Annotated in this window: 19 protein-coding genes and 1 pseudogene; 10 read left to right on the top strand and 10 right to left on the bottom strand. The window is 63.4% G+C overall.

Annotated features, from left to right (window positions below; translation table 11 throughout):
• Position 1 precedes the first annotated feature (1 nt).
• The 6 genes and pseudogenes from AC1D2G_RS00870 to AC1D2G_RS00845 all read right to left on the bottom strand — a co-directional run bounded on the left by AC1D2G_RS00870 (position 2) and on the right by AC1D2G_RS00845 (position 5,544).
• Positions 2-2,056 carry a M3 family metallopeptidase gene (locus AC1D2G_RS00870; RefSeq protein ID WP_477411566.1) on the bottom strand — a complete coding sequence of 685 codons (2,055 nt, stop codon included), beginning with the start codon at positions 2,054-2,056 and terminating at the stop codon, positions 2-4.
• A gap of 120 nt (positions 2,057-2,176) precedes the next feature.
• The gene (locus tag AC1D2G_RS00865; protein WP_477227832.1) at positions 2,177-2,590 is read right to left on the bottom strand and encodes a nuclear transport factor 2 family protein; all 414 of its coding nucleotides are present in this window, start codon (positions 2,588-2,590) and stop codon (positions 2,177-2,179) included.
• Positions 2,591-2,685: 95 nt separating this feature from the next.
• Complete coding sequence (locus AC1D2G_RS00860) at positions 2,686-3,330, bottom strand: carbonic anhydrase (RefSeq protein WP_457150622.1); 645 nt, start codon at positions 3,328-3,330, stop codon at positions 2,686-2,688.
• A 253-nt stretch (positions 3,331-3,583) separates the two neighbouring features.
• Positions 3,584-4,392: pseudogene (locus tag AC1D2G_RS00855) on the bottom strand (DUF429 domain-containing protein).
• Positions 4,393-4,394: 2 nt separating this feature from the next.
• Entirely contained in the window at positions 4,395-5,279 is an 885-nt protein-coding gene (gene pdxY, locus AC1D2G_RS00850; protein WP_477411565.1) for a pyridoxal kinase PdxY, read from the bottom strand.
• A gap of 13 nt (positions 5,280-5,292) precedes the next feature.
• Complete coding sequence (locus AC1D2G_RS00845) at positions 5,293-5,544, bottom strand: hypothetical protein (protein WP_457150633.1); 252 nt, start codon at positions 5,542-5,544, stop codon at positions 5,293-5,295.
• Between the two features lie 163 nt (positions 5,545-5,707).
• Here AC1D2G_RS00845 and AC1D2G_RS00840 point away from each other — a divergent pair, with 163 nt between their 5' ends.
• From AC1D2G_RS00840 to ppa, 6 genes are all read left to right on the top strand, one after another.
• A complete protein-coding gene (locus tag AC1D2G_RS00840) occupies positions 5,708-6,346 on the top strand; it encodes a LemA family protein (RefSeq protein ID WP_477411564.1) in 639 nt (212 codons plus the stop codon).
• A 185-nt stretch (positions 6,347-6,531) separates the two neighbouring features.
• On the top strand, positions 6,532-7,380 hold the full coding sequence (locus tag AC1D2G_RS00835; RefSeq protein WP_477411563.1) for a TPM domain-containing protein: 849 nt from the start codon (positions 6,532-6,534) through the stop codon (positions 7,378-7,380).
• Between the two features lie 4 nt (positions 7,381-7,384).
• Complete coding sequence (locus AC1D2G_RS00830) at positions 7,385-8,266, top strand: TPM domain-containing protein (protein WP_477411562.1); 882 nt, start codon at positions 7,385-7,387, stop codon at positions 8,264-8,266.
• Between the two features lie 9 nt (positions 8,267-8,275).
• Positions 8,276-8,914: a TPM domain-containing protein gene (locus tag AC1D2G_RS00825; protein ID WP_477411561.1), complete on the top strand. Its 639-nt coding sequence runs from the start codon at positions 8,276-8,278 to the stop codon at positions 8,912-8,914.
• Positions 8,915-9,156: 242 nt separating this feature from the next.
• Positions 9,157-9,663 carry a GNAT family N-acetyltransferase gene (locus AC1D2G_RS00820; protein WP_184872479.1) on the top strand — a complete coding sequence of 169 codons (507 nt, stop codon included), beginning with the start codon at positions 9,157-9,159 and terminating at the stop codon, positions 9,661-9,663.
• A gap of 113 nt (positions 9,664-9,776) precedes the next feature.
• Positions 9,777-10,310, top strand: a complete 534-nt coding sequence (ppa, locus tag AC1D2G_RS00815) for an inorganic diphosphatase (RefSeq protein WP_095084142.1) — start codon at positions 9,777-9,779, stop codon at positions 10,308-10,310.
• A 207-nt stretch (positions 10,311-10,517) separates the two neighbouring features.
• Here ppa and AC1D2G_RS00810 read toward each other — a convergent pair whose 3' ends face one another.
• Together AC1D2G_RS00810 and AC1D2G_RS00805 are read right to left on the bottom strand one after the other, a co-directional pair.
• Positions 10,518-11,111: a hypothetical protein gene (locus AC1D2G_RS00810; protein ID WP_477411560.1), complete on the bottom strand. Its 594-nt coding sequence runs from the start codon at positions 11,109-11,111 to the stop codon at positions 10,518-10,520.
• Between the two features lie 45 nt (positions 11,112-11,156).
• Complete coding sequence (locus AC1D2G_RS00805; RefSeq protein WP_095084415.1) at positions 11,157-11,774, bottom strand: TetR/AcrR family transcriptional regulator; 618 nt, start codon at positions 11,772-11,774, stop codon at positions 11,157-11,159.
• 73 nt (positions 11,775-11,847) lie between these two features.
• Here AC1D2G_RS00805 and AC1D2G_RS00800 point away from each other — a divergent pair, with 73 nt between their 5' ends.
• Together AC1D2G_RS00800 and AC1D2G_RS00795 are read left to right on the top strand one after the other, a co-directional pair.
• Positions 11,848-13,131: an MFS transporter gene (locus tag AC1D2G_RS00800; protein ID WP_457150612.1), complete on the top strand. Its 1,284-nt coding sequence runs from the start codon at positions 11,848-11,850 to the stop codon at positions 13,129-13,131.
• A 154-nt stretch (positions 13,132-13,285) separates the two neighbouring features.
• Positions 13,286-14,860 (top strand): alkaline phosphatase D family protein, encoded by a 1,575-nt coding sequence (locus AC1D2G_RS00795; RefSeq protein WP_477411559.1) that lies wholly within the window; start codon positions 13,286-13,288, stop codon positions 14,858-14,860.
• 46 nt (positions 14,861-14,906) lie between these two features.
• Here AC1D2G_RS00795 and AC1D2G_RS00790 read toward each other — a convergent pair whose 3' ends face one another.
• Positions 14,907-15,188 carry a hypothetical protein gene (locus AC1D2G_RS00790; RefSeq protein WP_245331066.1) on the bottom strand — a complete coding sequence of 94 codons (282 nt, stop codon included), beginning with the start codon at positions 15,186-15,188 and terminating at the stop codon, positions 14,907-14,909.
• A 196-nt stretch (positions 15,189-15,384) separates the two neighbouring features.
• Between AC1D2G_RS00790 and typA the strand changes: the two genes are divergently transcribed.
• The gene (gene typA / locus AC1D2G_RS00785; protein ID WP_095084146.1) at positions 15,385-17,214 is read left to right on the top strand and encodes a translational GTPase TypA; all 1,830 of its coding nucleotides are present in this window, start codon (positions 15,385-15,387) and stop codon (positions 17,212-17,214) included.
• A 65-nt stretch (positions 17,215-17,279) separates the two neighbouring features.
• On the opposite strand, the gene AC1D2G_RS00780 is transcribed toward typA, so the two are convergent.
• Complete coding sequence (locus AC1D2G_RS00780; RefSeq protein WP_477411558.1) at positions 17,280-17,906, bottom strand: DUF1062 domain-containing protein; 627 nt, start codon at positions 17,904-17,906, stop codon at positions 17,280-17,282.
• Positions 17,907-18,387: 481 nt separating this feature from the next.
• Between AC1D2G_RS00780 and AC1D2G_RS00775 the strand changes: the two genes are divergently transcribed.
• The gene (locus AC1D2G_RS00775; RefSeq protein WP_477411557.1) at positions 18,388-18,999 is read left to right on the top strand and encodes a LysE family translocator; all 612 of its coding nucleotides are present in this window, start codon (positions 18,388-18,390) and stop codon (positions 18,997-18,999) included.
• The last annotated feature ends 75 nt before the right edge of the window (positions 19,000-19,074 follow it).

Here is a 19,074-nt window from a genome sequence, read left to right as displayed (position 1 = left end):
CCTACACCAGCCCGCGCTTGACCATCATCGCATGGGGCGACGGCATCTTGCCGCGAAACGCCGTGTAGAGCTCTTCGGGGTCCTTCGAGCCGCCGGCGGCGTAGATGTTCTTTCTCAGCTTCTCGGCGAGACCCGGGTTGAAGGGATCGCCGGTCTCCTCGAAGGCGGCGAAGGCATCGGCGTCGAGAACTTCAGACCACATGTAGGAGTAATAGCCGGCCGAATAGCCGTCGCCGGAAAACACATGGCCGAAATGTGGAGTGCGATGACGCATCGCGATGGTGTCCGGCATGTCGAGCTTATCAAGCGTTTCGGCTTCGAAACGAAGTGGCGCTTCTGGCGCATCCGGCCGCGCGTGATAGGCCATGTCGATCAGCGCCGAAGAGGTGAATTCGACCGTGGCGAAGCCGGCGCCAAAGGTGCGCGCTGCCAGCATCTTGTCGAGCAGCGCCTTCGGCATCGGCTTGCCGGTCTTCACATGCAGCGCGTGCTTTTCCAGAACCGCCGGCACGGTCAGCCAGTGTTCGTAGAGCTGCGAGGGCAATTCGACGAAATCGCGGCTGACCGAGGTGCCGGAAACCGACGGCCAGGTGACATCGGTCAGCATGCCGTGCAGTGCGTGGCCAAATTCATGGAACAACGTTCTCGCCTCGTCGACCGACAGCAGGGCCGGCTCGCCGGCCGGCGGCTTGGCGAAGTTCATGATGTTGTAGATCACCGGTTTCGACCCGTGGCCAAGCTTGTACCCGGACTTGAGCGCGCTCATCCAGGCGCCGGAGCGCTTTGACGGCCGCGCGAAATAGTCGGCGAGGAACAGGCCGCGTTCGCTGCCATCGGCATTTTTCACCACGAAGACGCGCGCATCCGGATGCCATACGGCAATGCCTTGCTTTTCCTCGAAGGTGATGCCGAACAGCCTTGTCGCCACGTCGAAGCAGGCGTCGATGACGCGGTCTAGCTGCAGATAGGGTTTTAGTTCGGCCTCATCGAAGGCGAACTTTTCGGCGCGCAGCTTCTCCTGGTAGAACCGCCAGTCCCAGGCGGCGAATGTCTCGTTGCTGCCGGCCCCCGTCGCCAGCCGCTGCAGTTCGCTCTGGTCGGCGGCGGCCCTTTCCACTGCCTTCTCCCAGACCGGATCGAGCAGCGCATGCACTGCCTTCGGCGTCTTGGCCATGGTGTCGTCGAGCTTCAGCGCGGCAAACGAGCCGTAGCCGAGCAGCTTTGCCTTTTCGGCGCGCAGCTTCAGCATGTCGCGCACGACGATTGTGTTGTCGGTGGCGCCGCCATTCTGGCCGCGCATGGTGAAGGCGCGGAAGGCGATCTCGCGCAGGTCGCGGCGTTCCGAGAAGGTCGTGAACGGCTCGTAGATCGAACGAGACAGGGTGACCGCATAGCGGCCCTTCTGGCCGCGCATCTCGGCGGCTTCGGCCATCGAGCTTTTCAGGAAGTCCGGCAGGCCGGCAAGGTCGACCGCGTCGAGGAACAGCGCCCAGTCGCGCTCGTCGGCAAGCACGTTCTGGCCGAAATTCGTGCCAAGCGAGGACAATTCCTCGTTGATCTTTGCCAGCCGCTTCTTGCCGTCGGCGCTGAGCTTCGCGCCGGAGCGTACAAACCCCTTCCAGGTCTTCTCCAGCACCCGCAGCGTCTCGGCATCGAGCTTCAGGCTTTTCCGGCGCTGGTAAAGGTCGTCGATGCGGGCAAACAGCCGCTCGTTCATCGAGATTGCCGAGAAATGTCTGGACATTTTTGGCGAGATGTCGCGCTCCAGTGCCTGGAACGTGTCATTGGTGTGTGCGCCGGCGCGGCACCAGAAGATCGACGAGACACGGTCGAGTGCCTCGCCACCGAGTTCCAGCGCCTGCAGCGTGTTGTCGATGGTCGGCGCGTCCTTGTTGCCGGCGATCGCCTCGATCTCCGCCTCATGCTCCTTCAGCGCCGCGTCGAAGGCCGGGGCAAAGTCGTCGTCGCCAATGCGGGTGAAATCAGGCAGGCCGAGCGGCCCTTGCCAAGCGGTCAGCGGATGGATGGCGAGGTCGACGGCTTTCGTGGAATGCATGGACAATCTTTCCTTGGTGAAGGCAGGCCGGGCGCCAGTGAAGGCGGTGGGCAGGGTGAGTTGGTACCGATGTAGGGCGCAGGTTTACCGCGCGCAACAGTGCCACCGGTCAGGTTTTCGTCAGTAACCGTCGCAATTCTCGGCGATCGCCGCTTGCGAGCTCGCGGTGATGCGATTGTCGGTCACCGCGAAGGTTTCCTGCATCAGCATGTCGTTGTTGGGAAAATCATAGCAGGCGATCACGGTGGTGACGCCGCCTTCGCTTTTTTCGATCCGGTGCCGGATCTCCGCACCCGCGACGGCGCCTTGCCATTCATCGATCGAGGCGATGAATTCCTGCTTGCTCTGCACGATGCCGAGGTCGTCCAGCTTGATGCGGACGTCGTCGGCGAGCAGGTCGGACAGTTCAGTGCGGTCGGCGACCAGGAGGGCCGAATACCATCGGCTGATGATGGCGCCATCGTCGGCATGGACTGGAATGATCGAAAACAGCAACGCTGCCGCGACGAAAGTGATCGAACGGCGATCTCCCATCATGTGCTGCCTCCGTCTTCCTATCGGCTATCAGCTACCCGAAGAGCCGGTTGTCACCTTTCGCTGGCGCGTTCCTTCGGTTCTGGATCATGTGTCTATGCCAACTCCGGTCGTTCGAAATCGCCGGTCTCCTTGTTCATCACCCAGAGTTCGCCGGTCGAAATGTCGAACCAGGCGCCGTGCAGCGACAGCCGCCCCTTGCCTTCGAGGATCGAGACGCAAGGAAAGGTCCTGAGATTGGCGATGGAATAGCGGATCGAAATGCGCTCCAGCGCGGTCTGGCGCTCCGACGCCGTCATGAAGGTGCTGGAGGACACGGTCTCGGCCGCTGGTGCGATGAGGCTCATCCATTTGCCGATGAAGTCGCCGGGAGACAGTGGTGCGGACGTGGTGTCGAGCGCTGCGCGGATGCCGCCGCAGCGACCATGGCCCATGACGACGATGTTCTTGACCTTGAGGCTCTGCACGGCGAATTCGAGTGCGGCAGAGGTCGAATGGAACTCGCCGTCCGGCGCGTAAGGCGGCACCAGATTGCCGACATTGCGCAGCACGAAGAGTTCGCCGGGGCCGGCGTCGAAGATCGCTTCGGGGGCCGCGCGGGAGTCGCAGCAGGCGACGATCATGGTTTCGGGTGCCTGGCCTTCGCGGGCAAGCTCGCGATAACGTCCGCTCTCGGTGAGATAGCGGCCGCTCATGAAACTGCGGTAGCCAGCGAGAAGATGGTCGGGGAGATGGGGCATGGGCGGCGTCTGGAGCCTTTCCGGGTTGGATGCGGCAGCTCGTTGCGGTCTAGAGCGGGTCACCGTTTCACGGAAACGTCGAACCGCTCTATCTGTTTTGCTTTGGCGCAATTCCGAACGGAAAACCGCTTCACTCTTTTCCTAGAATTGCTCCAGAGAGCCTCTAACGGCAAAAGCCTGTTGCGGGCAATGCCGAATTGCAGATGGCTGCCCGCCAATCGCCATGCAAGACGCATGGCTTGAGCTATTGGGTTCACGCCCAGATGGCGACGGGGATGCCAAAACCGTCGCGGCCCGGCGGGTCGGGAAATGGCCGTGCCTCACCGCGGCAATGCGACCGGCAATCAGCATCATCGCCGCCGCATCGAGAAAATCATCGGCGGCGGCACCGCGCGGCGGCGGCTGATCGAGAAAGCCCATCTCATAGCCGTGCCGGCTCAGCAGCGCCCTTCGTTCCGCCATGCCGGCCGGATTGATGCTGCCCTTGATCTTCTTCGGCAGCTGCATGGCCTGGTCGCCATTCAGCCGGCAGAAGGCGACTTCCGGATGCGATTCGAAGATGCGGCCGCGCAATTCGGGTCGGGCGATGAGCAAGGCGTCGATCTCGCGGATCTTGGCAAAAATGCCGAACGCCTGGATCGAAACGCCGCGCGGCGGGTCGGATGTGGTCATGGCCACCTCGCTTGCCCGGCGATGTGCGGCATACCAGGCTTCGATGGTGGTGAAGTCGCCCGTATCGGCATAGAGCGCGGCGCGGGACGGGATCGAAAAGACGCTGGACTGCCGTTGCCCGAGCAATGGCCGCACCAGCGCTTCCGGTCCGCGCCCGCCTCTGCTTGAAAACTCGGGCAGACCGATCGGCATGTCGACAGCGACAACCGCGTCGACTGGCAGTGATGCAAGCAGGGCTGTGAAGCTTGCAAAGACATCGACAGAGGGTGTCGAACCGGGGCTACGAGGGATCGAGCCGGGGCTACGAGGGATCGAGCCGGGATCGCGCCGTACGGCGATCCAGCCGGCCTTGCAGCCGTCGACACCGACAGTCACGACGGTCGTGGCCAGGGTCACGCCCGCCGGTCCCTCCCCGGATGCGTGAGGTGGCGAAGCTGCACCATCGCCATCGGGTTCGACAGGCTCTGCGCATCGGTTTCGAGCTGCAGTTCGTCGCCGCCGCGCTTGGCGGTGCGCGCCAGGATCTCGTAGACCGCCGCCGTGGTCGACTGCAGCGCCTTGATCGCCGGCTGGCCGGACAGGATGCGCGCCAGGTAGACGGCCGCCGTAAGGTCGCCGAGACCGTTCGGCGGCTTGTCGATGAGGCGGTGCTCGGCCAGCAGCACCTGGTTGCCGTCGAGCAGCAGGTTGCCCGTGCCACCGGTCATCAGCGACGGCGCCGAGGTGACAAGCATGGTCGATGGCCCGGCGTGAAGGGCGGCCGCGATCACCGATTTGAGGTCGGGCAAGGGTGCGCCGGCCATCCATTCCAGTTCGTACCGGTTGGGGGTGGCGATGTCGGCGATCGGCATCAGCCGATCACGCATGGCGGCAGCAGTCGGTTCCGGCACGTAGAGGCCACCCGAATCGCCCATCACCGGGTCGCAGATATAGACGGCGTCAGGCGTCTTTGCCTTGACCGCGGCGACCAGCGAGGCGACGGCCTCGGCCTGGCCGGCCTCGCCGAGATACCCGGACAGAACGGCGCCGACTTCGCCCAGCCATGGCGCACGCTCGAGATCGGCCATCAGCGCCTTGAACTGGTCGAGCGGTGGCACGATCCGCGTCGCCCGCCCATGGCCGGGATGCCAGGGCAGGATGATTGTCGGCACCGCCCACACCGGAAAGCCCAGTGTTTCCAGCGCGAAGACAGCCGCGCGGTTGCCGACCGAGCCGCGCGCGACATGGCTGGAAATGACGATGACCGCACGCGGCGCGTCGGTTTTTTCGGCGCTCATTGTTCTTTGATTCCTAACTGCCCCGGATGACGTAAAGCACGAGCCAGACCATCAGGCCCAGCGTCAGCAGCAGGCCGAGTGTGCGGCCAATGCGCGTGCCCCAGAGTTCGATCGGGTCGGCACGGTCGGCGTCGGCTGCGGTGACGTGGTCGCGCATGCCTTTGGTGCTGCGCGCCACAAACGAATTGCCGGCCGGATCCGTCTCGCGCGCGATGCGCTCGAGGATACGGCGCGATTCCCTCTCGCTGTCCTGGCGGTCCGCCATGATGATGTCCCGTTTCGTCAAGACCTTATCGCGTTCGCGCGGCCAATCACAGGGCCTTGCAACGGCACCGGGCGTGCCAGGCAAGCGGCCGCCGGTCGGGCGGTTTTCTTGCCCGCCGATTGTGGTAATGCTTCGCATGCAACTTCTACCGAGGAATCCCATCATGTTTGCCCAGCGCATTGCTCCACCGTCTATGTTCCGCACGCTGCCCGCCTTCCTGATGATGGCGATCGTACTGCCGCTGCTGGCCGGCTGCGGTTACAACACCATCCCGACGGCGGAGGAAAACGCCAAGGCGGCATGGAGCGAGGTGCTGAACCAGTATCAGCGCCGCGCCGACCTCATCCCCAACCTGGTCGAGACGGTCAAGGGCTATGCCTCGCACGAAAAGGACACGCTCGATGCGGTGGTCGAGGCCCGCGCCAAGGCAACGCAGATAACGGTGACGCCGGAAACGCTGAAGGATCCCGAAGCCCTCAAGAAGTTCCAGGATGCCCAGGCGGGGCTGACCAGCGCGCTGTCGCGGCTGATCGCGGTATCGGAGGCCTATCCCGACCTCAAGGCCAACCAGAATTTCCTGGCGCTGCAGGCACAGCTCGAAGGCACCGAAAACCGCATCGCGGTAGCACGGCGCGACTACATCCAGGCGGTCAAGGACTACAATCTGACGCTGAAGACCTTCCCCTCGGTGCTGTGGGCGACCTTCTGGTTCCGCAGCAACCAGCCCTTCGCCAACTTCACCATCGACGATGACAAGCTGCAGACGCCGAAGGTCGATTTCGGCACCAAGCAGGGCGGGTGAGGGGCCTAAGCCAACAAACCTTCCGATACTGAATCCTGACGAGACGGACCGTAGGCGTGTCCACACCCCCCTCTGTCCTGCCGGACATCTCCCCCTCAAGGGGGGAGATTGGTCGTCTCCATGGGTTTCGCCAATCTTCAAGGTTGCCGGGCAGGCAGTATCCGGGAAGCATCCAATCTCCCCCCTTGCGGGGGAGATGTCCGGCAGGACAGAGGGGGGCGCGACGGGTCGCCAACCTTGCTTTGCTGTATGCCATTCTAGGCCTCCTCTTCCTCCCGTTCACCGCCCTCGCCGCCGACCTGCCCGCCCTGACCGGCCGTGTCGTCGACAATGCCGGCATCATTGATGCCGCGACCAAAGCGGCGCTGACGCAAAAGCTTGCCGACTTCGAGACAAAAGGCTCCGACCAGATCGTCGTCGCCACCATCAGCAGTCTCGACGGCGAGGAGATCGAACCTTACGCCAACCGGCTGTTCCGTTTCTGGAAACTCGGCCAGGCGAAGGAAAACAACGGCGTCCTGCTGTTGGTGGCCAAGAACGACCACAAGATGCGCATCGAGGTCGGCTATGGGCTGGAAGGCACGCTGACCGACCTGCACACCAAGCTGATCATCGAAAACGACATGGTGCCGGCCTTCCGCGCCGGCGACTTCTCCGGCGGCATCAGCAAGGCCGTCGACGACATGGTCATGGTGCTGGAAGGCAATCCGGAGGAGTTGGTGGCGCGTGGCGAGCGCAATCAGCAGGCGCCGTTCAATTCCGACGACCTGTTCTTCGCCGTCTTCATCAGCATCTGGGCGATCATCTTCTTCGGCAGCATCGCGGTCTCCGTCCTGCCGCCGATCTTCGGCCAGAAGCTTGGTCCCGGCCGCTACCGCTGGCTCGGCATGACCTTCGAGCCACACCGGCGGTCGTCTGGTGGCGGCTGGTCGTCGGGAAGCTCCGGCGGCGGCTGGTCTTCAGGCGGTAGCGGTGGCGGCTTTTCCGGCGGCGGCGGTTCGTCCGGCGGCGGCGGTTCCTCGGGAAGCTGGTGATGGCATGACAACACGCACCGTCGGCCTGTCGAGACCCGCCCGCTTCGCCGCGGCAGTCCTGGTGGCCGTGGCGGCGCTGTTCGTCGGGTTCACGGCCTTTGCCGCCGAACTGCCGGCGCTGACGGGCCGTGTCGTCGACAATGCCGGCATTGTCGACGCCGCCACCAAGGCGGCGCTGACGCAGAAGCTTGCCGATTTCGAGACAAAAGGCTCCGACCAGATCGTCGTCGCCACCATCGACAGTCTCGACGGCGAGGAGATCGAGCCCTACGCTAACCGGCTGTTCCGCTTCTGGAGGCTCGGCCAGGCCGGCGAGAACAATGGCGTGCTTTTGCTGGTGGCCAAGAACGACCACAAGATGCGCATCGAGGTCGGCTATGGGCTGGAAGGCACGCTGACCGACCTGCACACCAAGCTGATCATCGAAAACGACATGGTGCCGGCCTTCCGCGCCGGCGACTTCTCCGGCGGCATCAGCAAGGCCGTCGACGACATGGTCATGGTGCTGGAAGGCAATCCGGAGGAGCTGGAGGCGCGCGGTCAGCGCAATCCCGCCCACAACAGCATGCCCATCGACCCCATCGTCGCGGTGTTCCTGATCCTGTGGGGCACGATGTTCTTTGGCGGGTTGGCGATGGCGTTCCTGCCGCCGACGTTCGGCACAAAGCTGTCGCCGGGCGTGTACAAATGGCTGGGCATGACGTTTCGTTACGGCCGCGGACCGAGCGGATCCTCGGGCAGCAGCTGGACAACGGGTTCGTCGTCGGGCAGCGGCTGGTCGTCGGGAAGTTCCGGTGGCGGGTGGTCGTCCGGCTCAAGCAGCGGCGGCGGGTTTTCGGGTGGCGGTGGCTCATCCGGTGGTGGCGGTTCTTCAGGAAGCTGGTGAGACAAGATCATGGCGACACGACCGATCAGCCCGGAAGATCATGAGCGCATCGCCGCCGCGATCCGTGCCGCCGAAGCCAGGACCGATGGCGAGATCTATTGCGTCATGGCGCATGCCAGCGACGGCTATTTCTTCCCGGCCGCCTTCATGGCGACGGCAGGCATGCTGATCGTCAGCCTTGCCGTCGGCTATGGGCTGGAGGCCTGGTGGCTGTCGATCCGGCTACCGCATTTCGTCATCGCACAGCTGCTGGCGCTGGCCTGCGTGCTGTCTTTGTTGTGGACGCTGCCCGGCCTGCGCATCCATCTGGTGCCGAGGCGGATGCGTTATCAGGCGGCGCACGCCAATGCGATCAAGCAGTTCCTCGCCCGCAACGTCCACCGCACCGCGGCGCGCACCGGCGTGCTGATCTTCGTCTCGATCGCCGAACGCTATGCCGAGGTGGTGGCCGATTCGGGCATCGATGCCAAGGTCGGCCAGCATGTCTGGGATGGCGTGGTGCGCGACTTGACCGCGCATGCCGGCGACGACCGGCTTGCTGATGGCTTCGTCAAGGCGATCGAAACGGTGGGCGCGGTGCTGGCCGAGCATTTCCCGGTCACGTCGGGCGACACCAACGAACTCGACGACCATCTTGTCGAGATCTGAGAGCCTGCCTGTAAAAGCTTCTCAGCCGGACGCCTGGTGCGGTTTTCCACGCTTCCGATGCTCACGGACCTGAAAGTCCGCTGCGCTTCGGTTCTCGAAAACCACCCCATCCTTCTCGGCTGAGCGCGTTTTCAGACAGGCTCTCGCCGATGTCACCGACGCCATGATCGTCTGTGAGAAAGCGATCGGCGGGCCGCGCGGACTCTTGCAATCGGGCAATGCGGGTTTATGGTTAAGAAATCATGAATACGCTGACGATCGACATAAGGAAGGCCGAACCGAGCGACGCAGGCGCCATCGCCGAGGTGCACCTGCAGGCCTGGCGCGGCGCCTATTCCGGCATCATTCCACACCGCACGCTGACATCGATGATCAACCGCCGTGGCGCCGATTGGTGGGCGAATGCCATCCGCCGCGCCGCCACCGTGCTGGTTGTCGAAATCGGCGGCGAGATCGCCGGCTATGCCACGATCGGCAAGAACCGGGCCAGGGAACTCAGGCAGCAAGGCGAAATCTACGAACTGTACCTGCGCCCGGAGTATCAGGGTATCGGGCTCGGCAGCCGTTTGTTCGCGGCAGCCAAGGCGCGACTGGCCGATCACGGGCTGAAGGGCATGGTGGTGTGGGCGCTGGAAGACAATCAGAACGCGCTCGCCTTCTACGCCGGCGCCGGCGGCCGTGATGTTGCAGAGGGTGTCGAAATCTTCGAGCAGAAGGCGCTTAAGAAGGTCGCTTTCGTCTGGGAGTGACGGCCCGGCCTTTCGGCCACTGTGTCCACCTGACCCTACCCAGCACCATTCGCCGCATTGCGCCGCCGCGCCTCGCCCGCTATCGATCTGTCATCGATAAGAGGGACAAAGCCATGCGCATTGAAGCCATAGCCAGCGGAAAGAATCCGCCTGAGGACGTCAACGTCATCATCGAGGTGCCGATCGGCGGCGAGCCGATCAAATACGAGATGGACAAGGAGGCCGGCACGCTGTTCGTCGACCGCTTCCTGCACACCTCGATGCGCTACCCCGGCAATTACGGCTTCGTGCCGCACACGCTGTCGGGCGACGGTGATCCGATCGACGTGCTGGTCTGCAACACCCGTGCACTGGTGCCAGGCTGCGTCATCAATGTCAGGCCGATCGGCGTGCTGATCATGGAGGACAATGCCGGCCAGGACGAAAAGATCATCGCCGTGCCGTCACCCAAACTGACGCTGCGCTACGAGAACGTCACCGAATACACGCAACTGCCCGACATCACGCGCCAGCAGGTCCAGCACTTCTTCGAGCACTACAAGGATCTCGAGCCCGGCAAATGGGTCAAGATCGAAGGCTGGCACGATTCCAAATACGCCAAGAAGATGATCCTCGACGCAATCGCGCGGGCCAAGGCGAGCAAGTAACTCAGCTTCGTCATCCCAGGGCGAAGCGACGCGCAGACCCTGGGATCCATGCCGTGATGCCTGTCGCGGACGCGGCGGAACAGAATTCTGCACCGCTGCGGCGTTGTGATTTCGCGGCATGGATCCTCGGGTCTGCGCCGCGTCGCTACGCTCCTTGCTCCGCCCGTGGATGACGAAGTTGCGGACGCTGCGGCCAATCCGACGAGCTTAGTTATCGACCCGACCGAAAGCCGGCACGTCGCCGATGACGGTGTGCCTGTCCTTGCCGCAGGCGAACGTCCGCGCTTTCTCGTCGGCCAGTTTGCGCGCCTGATCGTTGGCGGCGGGATTGCCGGTGGCCAGCACCAGGCCGACCGTGCAGCCATCGCGGGCGTCCATCTGGCCGACCTTGGCGATGAGCAGCACCTCGGTCGGCTTCTTTTCGTCGTCCGGGTTGCTGATCGAGCGGCGGTGGATCGCGGCAAAGGGCACAGCCTTGTCGCCCGTGGTTTCGATGCGCCACTCGATCCTGGCGCCGGACGAATTGAAGTCGGAGAAACTCTCCCAGACTGATGTCATGTCGCTGCCGGGCGGAAAGCCATAAAACAGCGATTCGCGCGCGTCGTCATAGGCGATCAGGACGGGGTAGCCGCGATAGCCCGAACAGGCGAGATCGGCCCAGTCGCCGTCGCCTTCTTCGGCCTGCGCGTAGGTTACGCAGTCCTTCTTCCAGTCGAGATCGATATAGGCGCTTGAAATGTCGCTGGCCTGCGCAGCCTGGCAGAAACCGGCCAAGACGAACGGGATCAGAAGAGCGCGCATGGCCGACAATCTCCGTTGCAAGCCATCGCAGCGTAGCGTCAAATGCTATTTCTTCAAGCTCGCTTCAATCAGCAGATCGGCGTTGCGAGCGACCGACTGCGCCGGGCCGCCGAGCCCGAACAGCTGGCCGCTGATATAGGCGCCTTCGATAAGCAGCAGCAGGCCGTCGCCCAGCGTATCAGGATCCTGCGCACCCATTGCAACCGCCATGGCGCGCAGGCGGCGGCGCAATTCCTGCTTGTTGGCCTCGCTGACCACGCGGGCCGGATGGCTGTGTTCGGGGTACTCGACCGCCGCATTGGTCATGCCGCAGCCGCGATAGTCCGCCACCTGCGTGCGCTTGCCGATGCGGGTCAGGAATGCCTTGATCTGCGCACGCGGGTCGCCGGGATGGGCGGCGACCGCCTCATCGAAACGCTCCCAGTATTCCTGGTCGTACTGCCTGAGATAGGAGGCCGCCAATTCGTCTTTGGAAGGAAAGCTTCGATAGAGGCTGGGCTTGGTGACGCCGGCGCGCTTGACGATCTCGTCGACGCCGATCGCCCTGATGCCGCGCCGGTAGAACAGCTCATAGGCCACGTCGAGGATCTTCTTGGCGGCCTTTGGTGGCGCCGACGCATGACCGTCGCTGATGGTCAGTTCAATATTTTTGTCCGTTGGCATCATGGAACTCGATTGACAATGTTACCGATCGGTACGTATACCTTCTCCCATCTGCAACGTACCGGTCAGTAACATGATAGCTCAATCCCGTCCGTTTGGCCAGCGCTACGCTTTCGTCGTGGTTGGCGTCATCTTCCTCTGCCTGCTGGTCGCGGCCGGCCTGCGCTCGGCGCCCGCCGTCATGATGCTGCCGCTGGAGAACAGTTTCGGCTGGCGTCGCGACGTCGTCTCGCTGGCCGCCGGTGTCGGCATCCTGCTCTACGGCCTGACCGGGCCGTTCGCCGCCGCCCTGATGGAGCGGATCGGGCTGCGCCGCACGCTGCTTGCCTCGCTGGTGGTGATGTCTGGCTCGACCGCGCTTAGCCTCTTGATGACCAAGCCCTGGCATCTGTTCATCACCTGGGGCGTGTTCTCGGGCATTGGTTCCGGCGCTGTCGCCAGCGTGCTCGGCGCCACCATCGTCAACCGCTGGTTCAAGACCAATCGCGGCCTTGTCATGGGGCTGATGTCGGCCTCCAGTGCCTCAGGCATGCTGGTGTTCCTGCCGCTGATCGCCTCGCTCGCACAGTCGGGCGGCTGGCAGCCGGTTGTCATCGCCGTTTCGATCGCCACCGCTGCTCTGGTGCCGCTGGTCTGGCTGCTGGTACCGGAGCGGCCGGCTTCGATCGGCATGGTGCGCTATGGTGCCGCGGCCGACGATGTGCCGCCGGTGTCACCGGCATCGCAGGGCAATTTCCTCGCCCACACGTTCTCGACGCTGCGCCGCGCCGCCGGCACGCGCGTGTTCTGGTATCTGTTCGCCACCTTCTTCGTCTGCGGTTTCACCACCAACGGTCTGGTCGGCACGCATCTGATCGCCTTCTGCGGCGACATGGGCATCGGCGAGGTGCAGGCGGCCGGCCTGCTGTCGATGATGGGCATTTTCGACCTGATCGGCACGACGCTGTCGGGCTGGCTCACCGACCGTTTCGACCCGCGCAAGCTGCTCGGCGTCTATTATGGGATCCGTGGCCTGTCGCTGATCTACCTGCCCTATTCCGGCTTCTCGGCAACCAGCCTGATCATCTTCGCGGTGCTTTACGGCCTCGACTGGATCGCCACCGTGCCGCCGACGCTGAGGCTCGCCAACGAGGCGTTCGGCGATCGCAGCGGTCCGATCGTGTTCGGCTGGATCGTCGCCGGACATCAGATCGGCGCAGCTGCTGCCGCAGCCTTCGGCGGCACGATGCGCGAGCTTCAGGGCAACTACGAGCTGGCCTTCATGATCGCCGGCATGACGGCAATCGCCGCCGCCTGTATCTCTCTGTTGATCAACACCAGCCGACCGGCCTTCGATCCTGAACCGCAAGCGGCGTAAGGCGACTGGGTGCGGCTCTCCCTTCTCCCCCTGGAGACAAGGGGAGAACGTGCCCAGCCTGTTGGTTGTTATCAAACCTTCATGGTTTGGAGATGCGCCTGAAACATTGAGGTTGGACCTTGGTGGCACCGTTCAAGCCATCCAGGAGACAGCCATGAACAAGCTCTCGATGACCCGCCGTGCTTTCGTCACCTCGGCCAGCGCCGCTGGCCTGGTCGGCGTCTCCGACCTGGCGCTGCCATACTATTCACGCGCCAGCCAGCGCCCGGCCTTCACCCATGGCGTCCAGTCAGGCGATGTCGACGCCACCAGCGGCATGGTGTGGGCGCGCACGGATCGGCCGTCGCGCGTCATGTTCGAAGTGTCGTCGACCGAAAGTTTCACTGATGCCGTCCGCCTGGCGCCGCTCGATACCTCGCCGGCCAGCGACTATACGGTCAAGCGTCTGCTCACCGACCTCGCTTCCGACCAGGATATCTTCTATCGCATGACGGCGGCCGATCTCGCCGACATCAATGTGGTTTCCGAGCCGATCACGGGCCGCTTCCGCACCGCGCCTGCCTCCAGGCGCGACATCAAGTTCGCCTGGTCGGGCGACACCGCTGGCCAAGGCTGGGGAATCGACGAGACCGGCATGAAGACCTACGCCACGATCGGCAAGCACACGCCCGACTTCTTCCTGCATTCGGGCGACACCATCTATGCCGACGGCGCCATGAAGGACGAGGTCGACCTGCCCGGGGGCGGCAAGTGGAAGAACGTCGTGCTGATCGAGGGCAAGCGCAAGGTCGCCGAGACGCTGGACGAATACCGCGACCAGTGGAAATACAACATGATGGACAAGAACGTGCTGGGCCTCAGCGCCATCTGCCCGACCTTCTACCAGTGGGACGACCACGAAGTGCTGAACAACTGGTCGGATTCGAAGGATCTCAGCGCCGACAACCGGTACACGGAGAAATCCATCCATGTGCTGGCGGCACGCGCGGCGCGTGCGTTCCATGAAATGACGACGATCCGCTATGAACCGTCCGAGCCGGGCCGCGTCTATCGCAAGATTGCCTATGGGCCGCTGCTCGACGTGTTCTTCCTCGACATGCGTTCCTATCGCGGTCCCAACGGTCCGGACATGCAAGATGAGATGACGCCGCAATCGCGCATGCTCGGCGAACAGCAGACGAAATGGCTGAAGCGCGAACTGGCAAATTCGAAGGCAACCTGGAAAATCATCGCCGCCGACATGCCGCTCGGCCTCGTCGTTTGGGACGATGGCGCCAAGAAGGTCGGCGCGGAAGCGGTCAGCAATGGCGACAACGGCCCGGCCAAGGGACGCGAGCTCGAGATCGCCGATCTGCTGCGCTTCATCAAGAATGCCGGCATCAGCAACACCGTCTGGCTGACCGCCGACGTGCATTACACCGCTGCGCACTACTACAATCCCGACAAGGCGCAGTTCCAGGATTTCAATCCGTTCTGGGAATTCGTCTCGGGCCCGATCCATGCAGGCACGTTCGGCCCGAACGATTTCGACATGACCTTCGGTCCGGAGCTGAAATTCATCAAGGCGCCAACCGCCGAGCAAGGCCAGAACCTGCCGCCGTCAGCCGGCCTTCAATTCTTCGGGCTGGTCGATATCAATGGCGCCAGCGAGCAGATGACGGTGCGGCTGATGGACCGCGACGACAACGAACTCTACAAGGTCACGCTCGACCCGGTGCGGTCGGCGTAAAGCCGACCTTCGTCATCTCTGGAATGACGACCGCTGGCGGCGGTCGTCAGTCGGGATAGCAGACCATCGGGACGTTCGGCCAGACGGCGGTGTCGCAGTTGGCGGCGTCCTGCCTCTGCTTGAAGGCGGCGCTGACCGGGCCGGTCACCATCGGGTCGACGCCGTCGGGTGCGTCGGCAAAGACCTGCTCGGCGGATGGCGCAACGGTTGGCAAGGCCGGCCGCGCTTCCTTCTGCGTCGCAGCCGACTGCGCGGCGTTGGCCGCCAGCAGGATAGCAAAGGCAGCGGACGCGATGAGCGGCCAAAATCGGTTGAGTTTATCGGTCATGACGTTCGAACTGTCCGGGCCTCGAAAGGTTCCCGCCTTGGTTAACAAAATCATTTCACACGCAGATGCTTAAGATTTGATGAGTATTTGGTGTCGCGCGTCCTCTTTCGCAACTGCGAAAAACCCTGTATGAGCCGCGCAACCGAAAGAGGCAGCGCCTTTGGCCTGCTGCCTGCAACGCTTCCGAGACCAGAACATGAAAATCCGTAATATCGCGATCATCGCGCACGTCGACCATGGAAAAACCACCCTCGTCGACCAGTTGCTCCGGCAATCCGGCTCCTTCCGCGACAATCAGCGCGTCGCTGAGCGCGCCATGGATTCCAACGACCTCGAAAAGGAACGCGGTATCACCATCCTGGCCAAGGCGACCTCGGTCGACTGGAAGGACACCCGCATCAACATCGTCGACACCCCTGGCCACGCCGACTTTGGCGGAGAGGTCGAGCGCATCCTGTCGATGGTGGATTCGGCCATCGTGCTGGTCGACGCCGCCGAAGGGCCGATGCCGCAGACCAAGTTCGTCGTTGGCAAGGCGCTCAAGGTCGGCCTGAAGCCGATCGTCGTCATCAACAAGATCGACCGTCCGGACGCCCGCCATGTCGAGGTGGTCAACGAGGTGTTCGACCTGTTCGCGGCGCTCGACGCCACCGACGAGCAGCTCGATTTCCCGATCCTCTACGGTTCAGGCCGCGATGGCTGGGTTTCGGAAAATCCGGAAGGCCCAAAGGACCAGGGCCTGGCGCCGCTGTTCGATCTCGTCATCAAGCATGTGCCGACGCCGACCGTTCATCCCGGCCCATTCCGCATGATCGGCACCATCCTGGAAGCCAATCCTTTCCTTGGCCGTATCATCACCGGCCGCATCGAGAGCGGCACCCTGAAGTCCAACCAGCCGGTCAAGGTGCTGCACCATGACGGCACGCTGGTCGAGACCGGCCGTATTTCCAAGATCCTCGCCTTCCGCGGACTCGAGCGCCAGCCGATCGAAGAAGCCCAGGCGGGCGATATCGTCGCCATCGCCGGCCTGTCGAAGGGCACTGTCGCCGATACGTTCTGCGACCCGTCCGTGACCGAACCCCTGCATGCGCAGCCGATCGATCCGCCGACCGTGACCATGTCCTTCCTCGTCAATGACAGCCCGCTGGCCGGCACCGAAGGCGACAAGGTGACCAGCCGCGTCATCCGTGACCGCCTGCTGCGCGAGGCCGAAGGCAATGTCGCGCTGAAGATCGAGGAATCGCCGGACAAGGATTCGTTCTTCGTCTCCGGCCGCGGTGAATTGCAGCTGGCCGTGCTGATCGAGACGATGCGCCGCGAAGGCTTCGAGATCGCCGTGTCGCGGCCGCGCGTCGTCATGCAGAAGGGCGAAAGCGGCGAATTGCTGGAGCCGGTCGAGGAAGTCGTCATCGACGTCGACGAGGAGCATGCCGGCATCGTCGTGCAGAAGATGTCGGAGCGCAAGGCCGAGATGGTCGAGCTGCGCCCGTCCGGCGGCAACCGCCAGCGCATCGTTTTCCACGCGCCGACGCGTGGCCTGATCGGCTACCAGTCGGAACTGTTGACCGACACGCGCGGCACCGCCGTGATGAACCGGCTGTTCCATGCCTACGAGCCCTACAAGGGAGAATTGCCGGGCCGCACCAATGGCGTGCTGATCTCCAACGAGCAGGGCGAAGCGGTGGCCTATGCCATGTGGAACCTGGAAGATCGCGGCCCGATGGTCATCGATCCCGGCGTCAAGGTCTATCAGGGCATGATCATCGGCATCCATAGCCGCGACAACGACCTCGAAGTGAACGTGCTGAAGGGCAAGAAGCTGACCAACATCCGCGCCGCCGGCAAGGACGAGGCGGTCAAGCTCACCCCGCCGATCCGCATGACGCTGGAACGCGCACTAGCCTGGATCCAGGACGACGAGCTGGTCGAGGTGACGCCGAAGACCATCCGCCTGCGCAAGCTCTATCTCGACCCGAACGAGCGCAAGCGCTTCGAGAAGTCGGCCAAGGCAGTCGGCGCCGCGTAACCTTATTTTCTTTTTCTTACAGCTGAGAGGGGCGGAGTACACAAGTGCTTCGCCCCTCTCTTCATTCACCCGCCGGCGGCCGAGATGATGTTCTCCCGGTCGGTTTCGCCGGCAAGGTCGATCCGGATCATGGTCCCCGCGCGGGCCGGCTTGCGCAGGGCTTTGGCGCCGTCAGGGTCGACGACTAGCAATCGCCTTTCTTCCAACGTCTGAAGCCGCGATCGCGAGAGGCCGAGTTCGTTAGCGAGCAGCCGGTCAAGCCGCAGCGATGTCGGCATTTCGAGCCCGAGCAGGAGTTCCAACATGGTTGCGGCCTCTTGAGGGGAGCCGAGCATTTGTTTGCGGACGACGACGTCGGGAAATTCCTCGACGCGTCCCACCCGGCTGCGCAGCGCGATGACGTCGAAAGCATGGCGCCGGGCGAGTGACGGATCATTGCTTTCGAGCGCCGCGAGCCGCGCCGGTTCGATGTCGCGGCGGTTGCAGCGCTCCAGTATGCCGAAATTCCAGGAATTGTCGCAGTCGATGCAACGATAGATCAGCCAGACGTCGATGCGCCTGCCGTTGGCGTTGACGCGGAATTTTTCGCTGCAGCGATAGGCCTTCAGGGTGCCGCAGCGATTGCAGTTGATGAGTGGTCGAGGTGCGGTCTTGGGCGCGATCGCCCAGCGGATACGCAGGAGTGCAGACATGCCGATAAGCCCTTCCCGTCGGGAAGTTCATCAGGTCGGCAATGTCGAGATGCCCATGCGGGCGCGGCGTGGCGGCAGGCTGTGGCGATCGGAAATCAGGTGTCACGGGCGGAAAGCGCGCGACAACGGTTCAGCAGTGCCAAACCGGTCTCGAACCGCCGCCCAGAGGAACACATGAATTGAAAACAGGCACCGCGAATGCGGCGCCATGCAGTGTGTCGGGGGAGTTGACGAGACCGGCGGTTACTGAGGCAAAGTGACGCTCGAAATTATTTCGCGGCGGCCCTTCTAGCTGCGAGATGCCAGAGGTGCAAGGCACCTGATTATCTCACGTTGGTGCTACCCTTCATCCGCCTGCCGGCACCTTCTCCCCGTAAGGGATGGAGGAGAAGGGAGAAGCTCCAGCGATTATCTTGCCTTTGCCATCGTTACAGCTGTCGGGTTAGTGTGGCGGATCGAACCTCAAGCAGAGATCCTGACCATGCACCTCACTTCGCTGCTGATCTTCGCCGCCGCCTTGTTCGTTGCCGCCGGTTCGCCGGGCCCGTCGATCGCGGCGCTCGTCGCGCGGGTCATCTCGAAAGGGTATCGTGACGTGTTCCCGTTCCTGCTCGCCATGTGGATCGGAGAGGGTATCTGGCTGTCGCTGGCGGTGTTCGGGCTGGCTCTCGTGGCGCAGAGTTTTCACTTCGCCTTCGTCGTCGTGAAATGGATCGGCGTCGCCTATCTCGCTTATCTCGCCTTCAAGATGTGGACCGCGCCGGTCGACGCCAAAGAGGGCGAGATGCCGCGCGAGGATTCGCCCGCAAAACTGTTCTTCGCCGGCATGGCGGTGACGCTCGGCAATCCCAAGATCATGATGTTCTACCTGGCGCTGCTGCCGACGATCATCGACCTCGCGTCGGTGAGCATCCTCGGCTGGGTCGAATTGACGGCGACCATGGCGGTGGTCCTCATCGTCATCAATCTCGCCTGGGTGCTCGCCGCCTCGCAGGCGCGCAAGCTGTTGAAAAGCAAGCGCGCCATGAAGATCGCCAACCGCGTCAGCGCCACGACGATGGCCGGTGCCGCCGCAGCGATCGCGGCGCGGTGATAGGGCATGAATCCGAACCGAAGGACGGCGTCAGCGAAAAGCGGGAACTTTTTCTGCTTCGCAGACCCTCGGTTA

This window comes from Mesorhizobium sp. P2_C7, from assembly GCF_056404515.1.
Note: the sequence above shows the minus strand (reverse complement) of the source record. Positions and strands in the feature narration are given on the sequence as shown.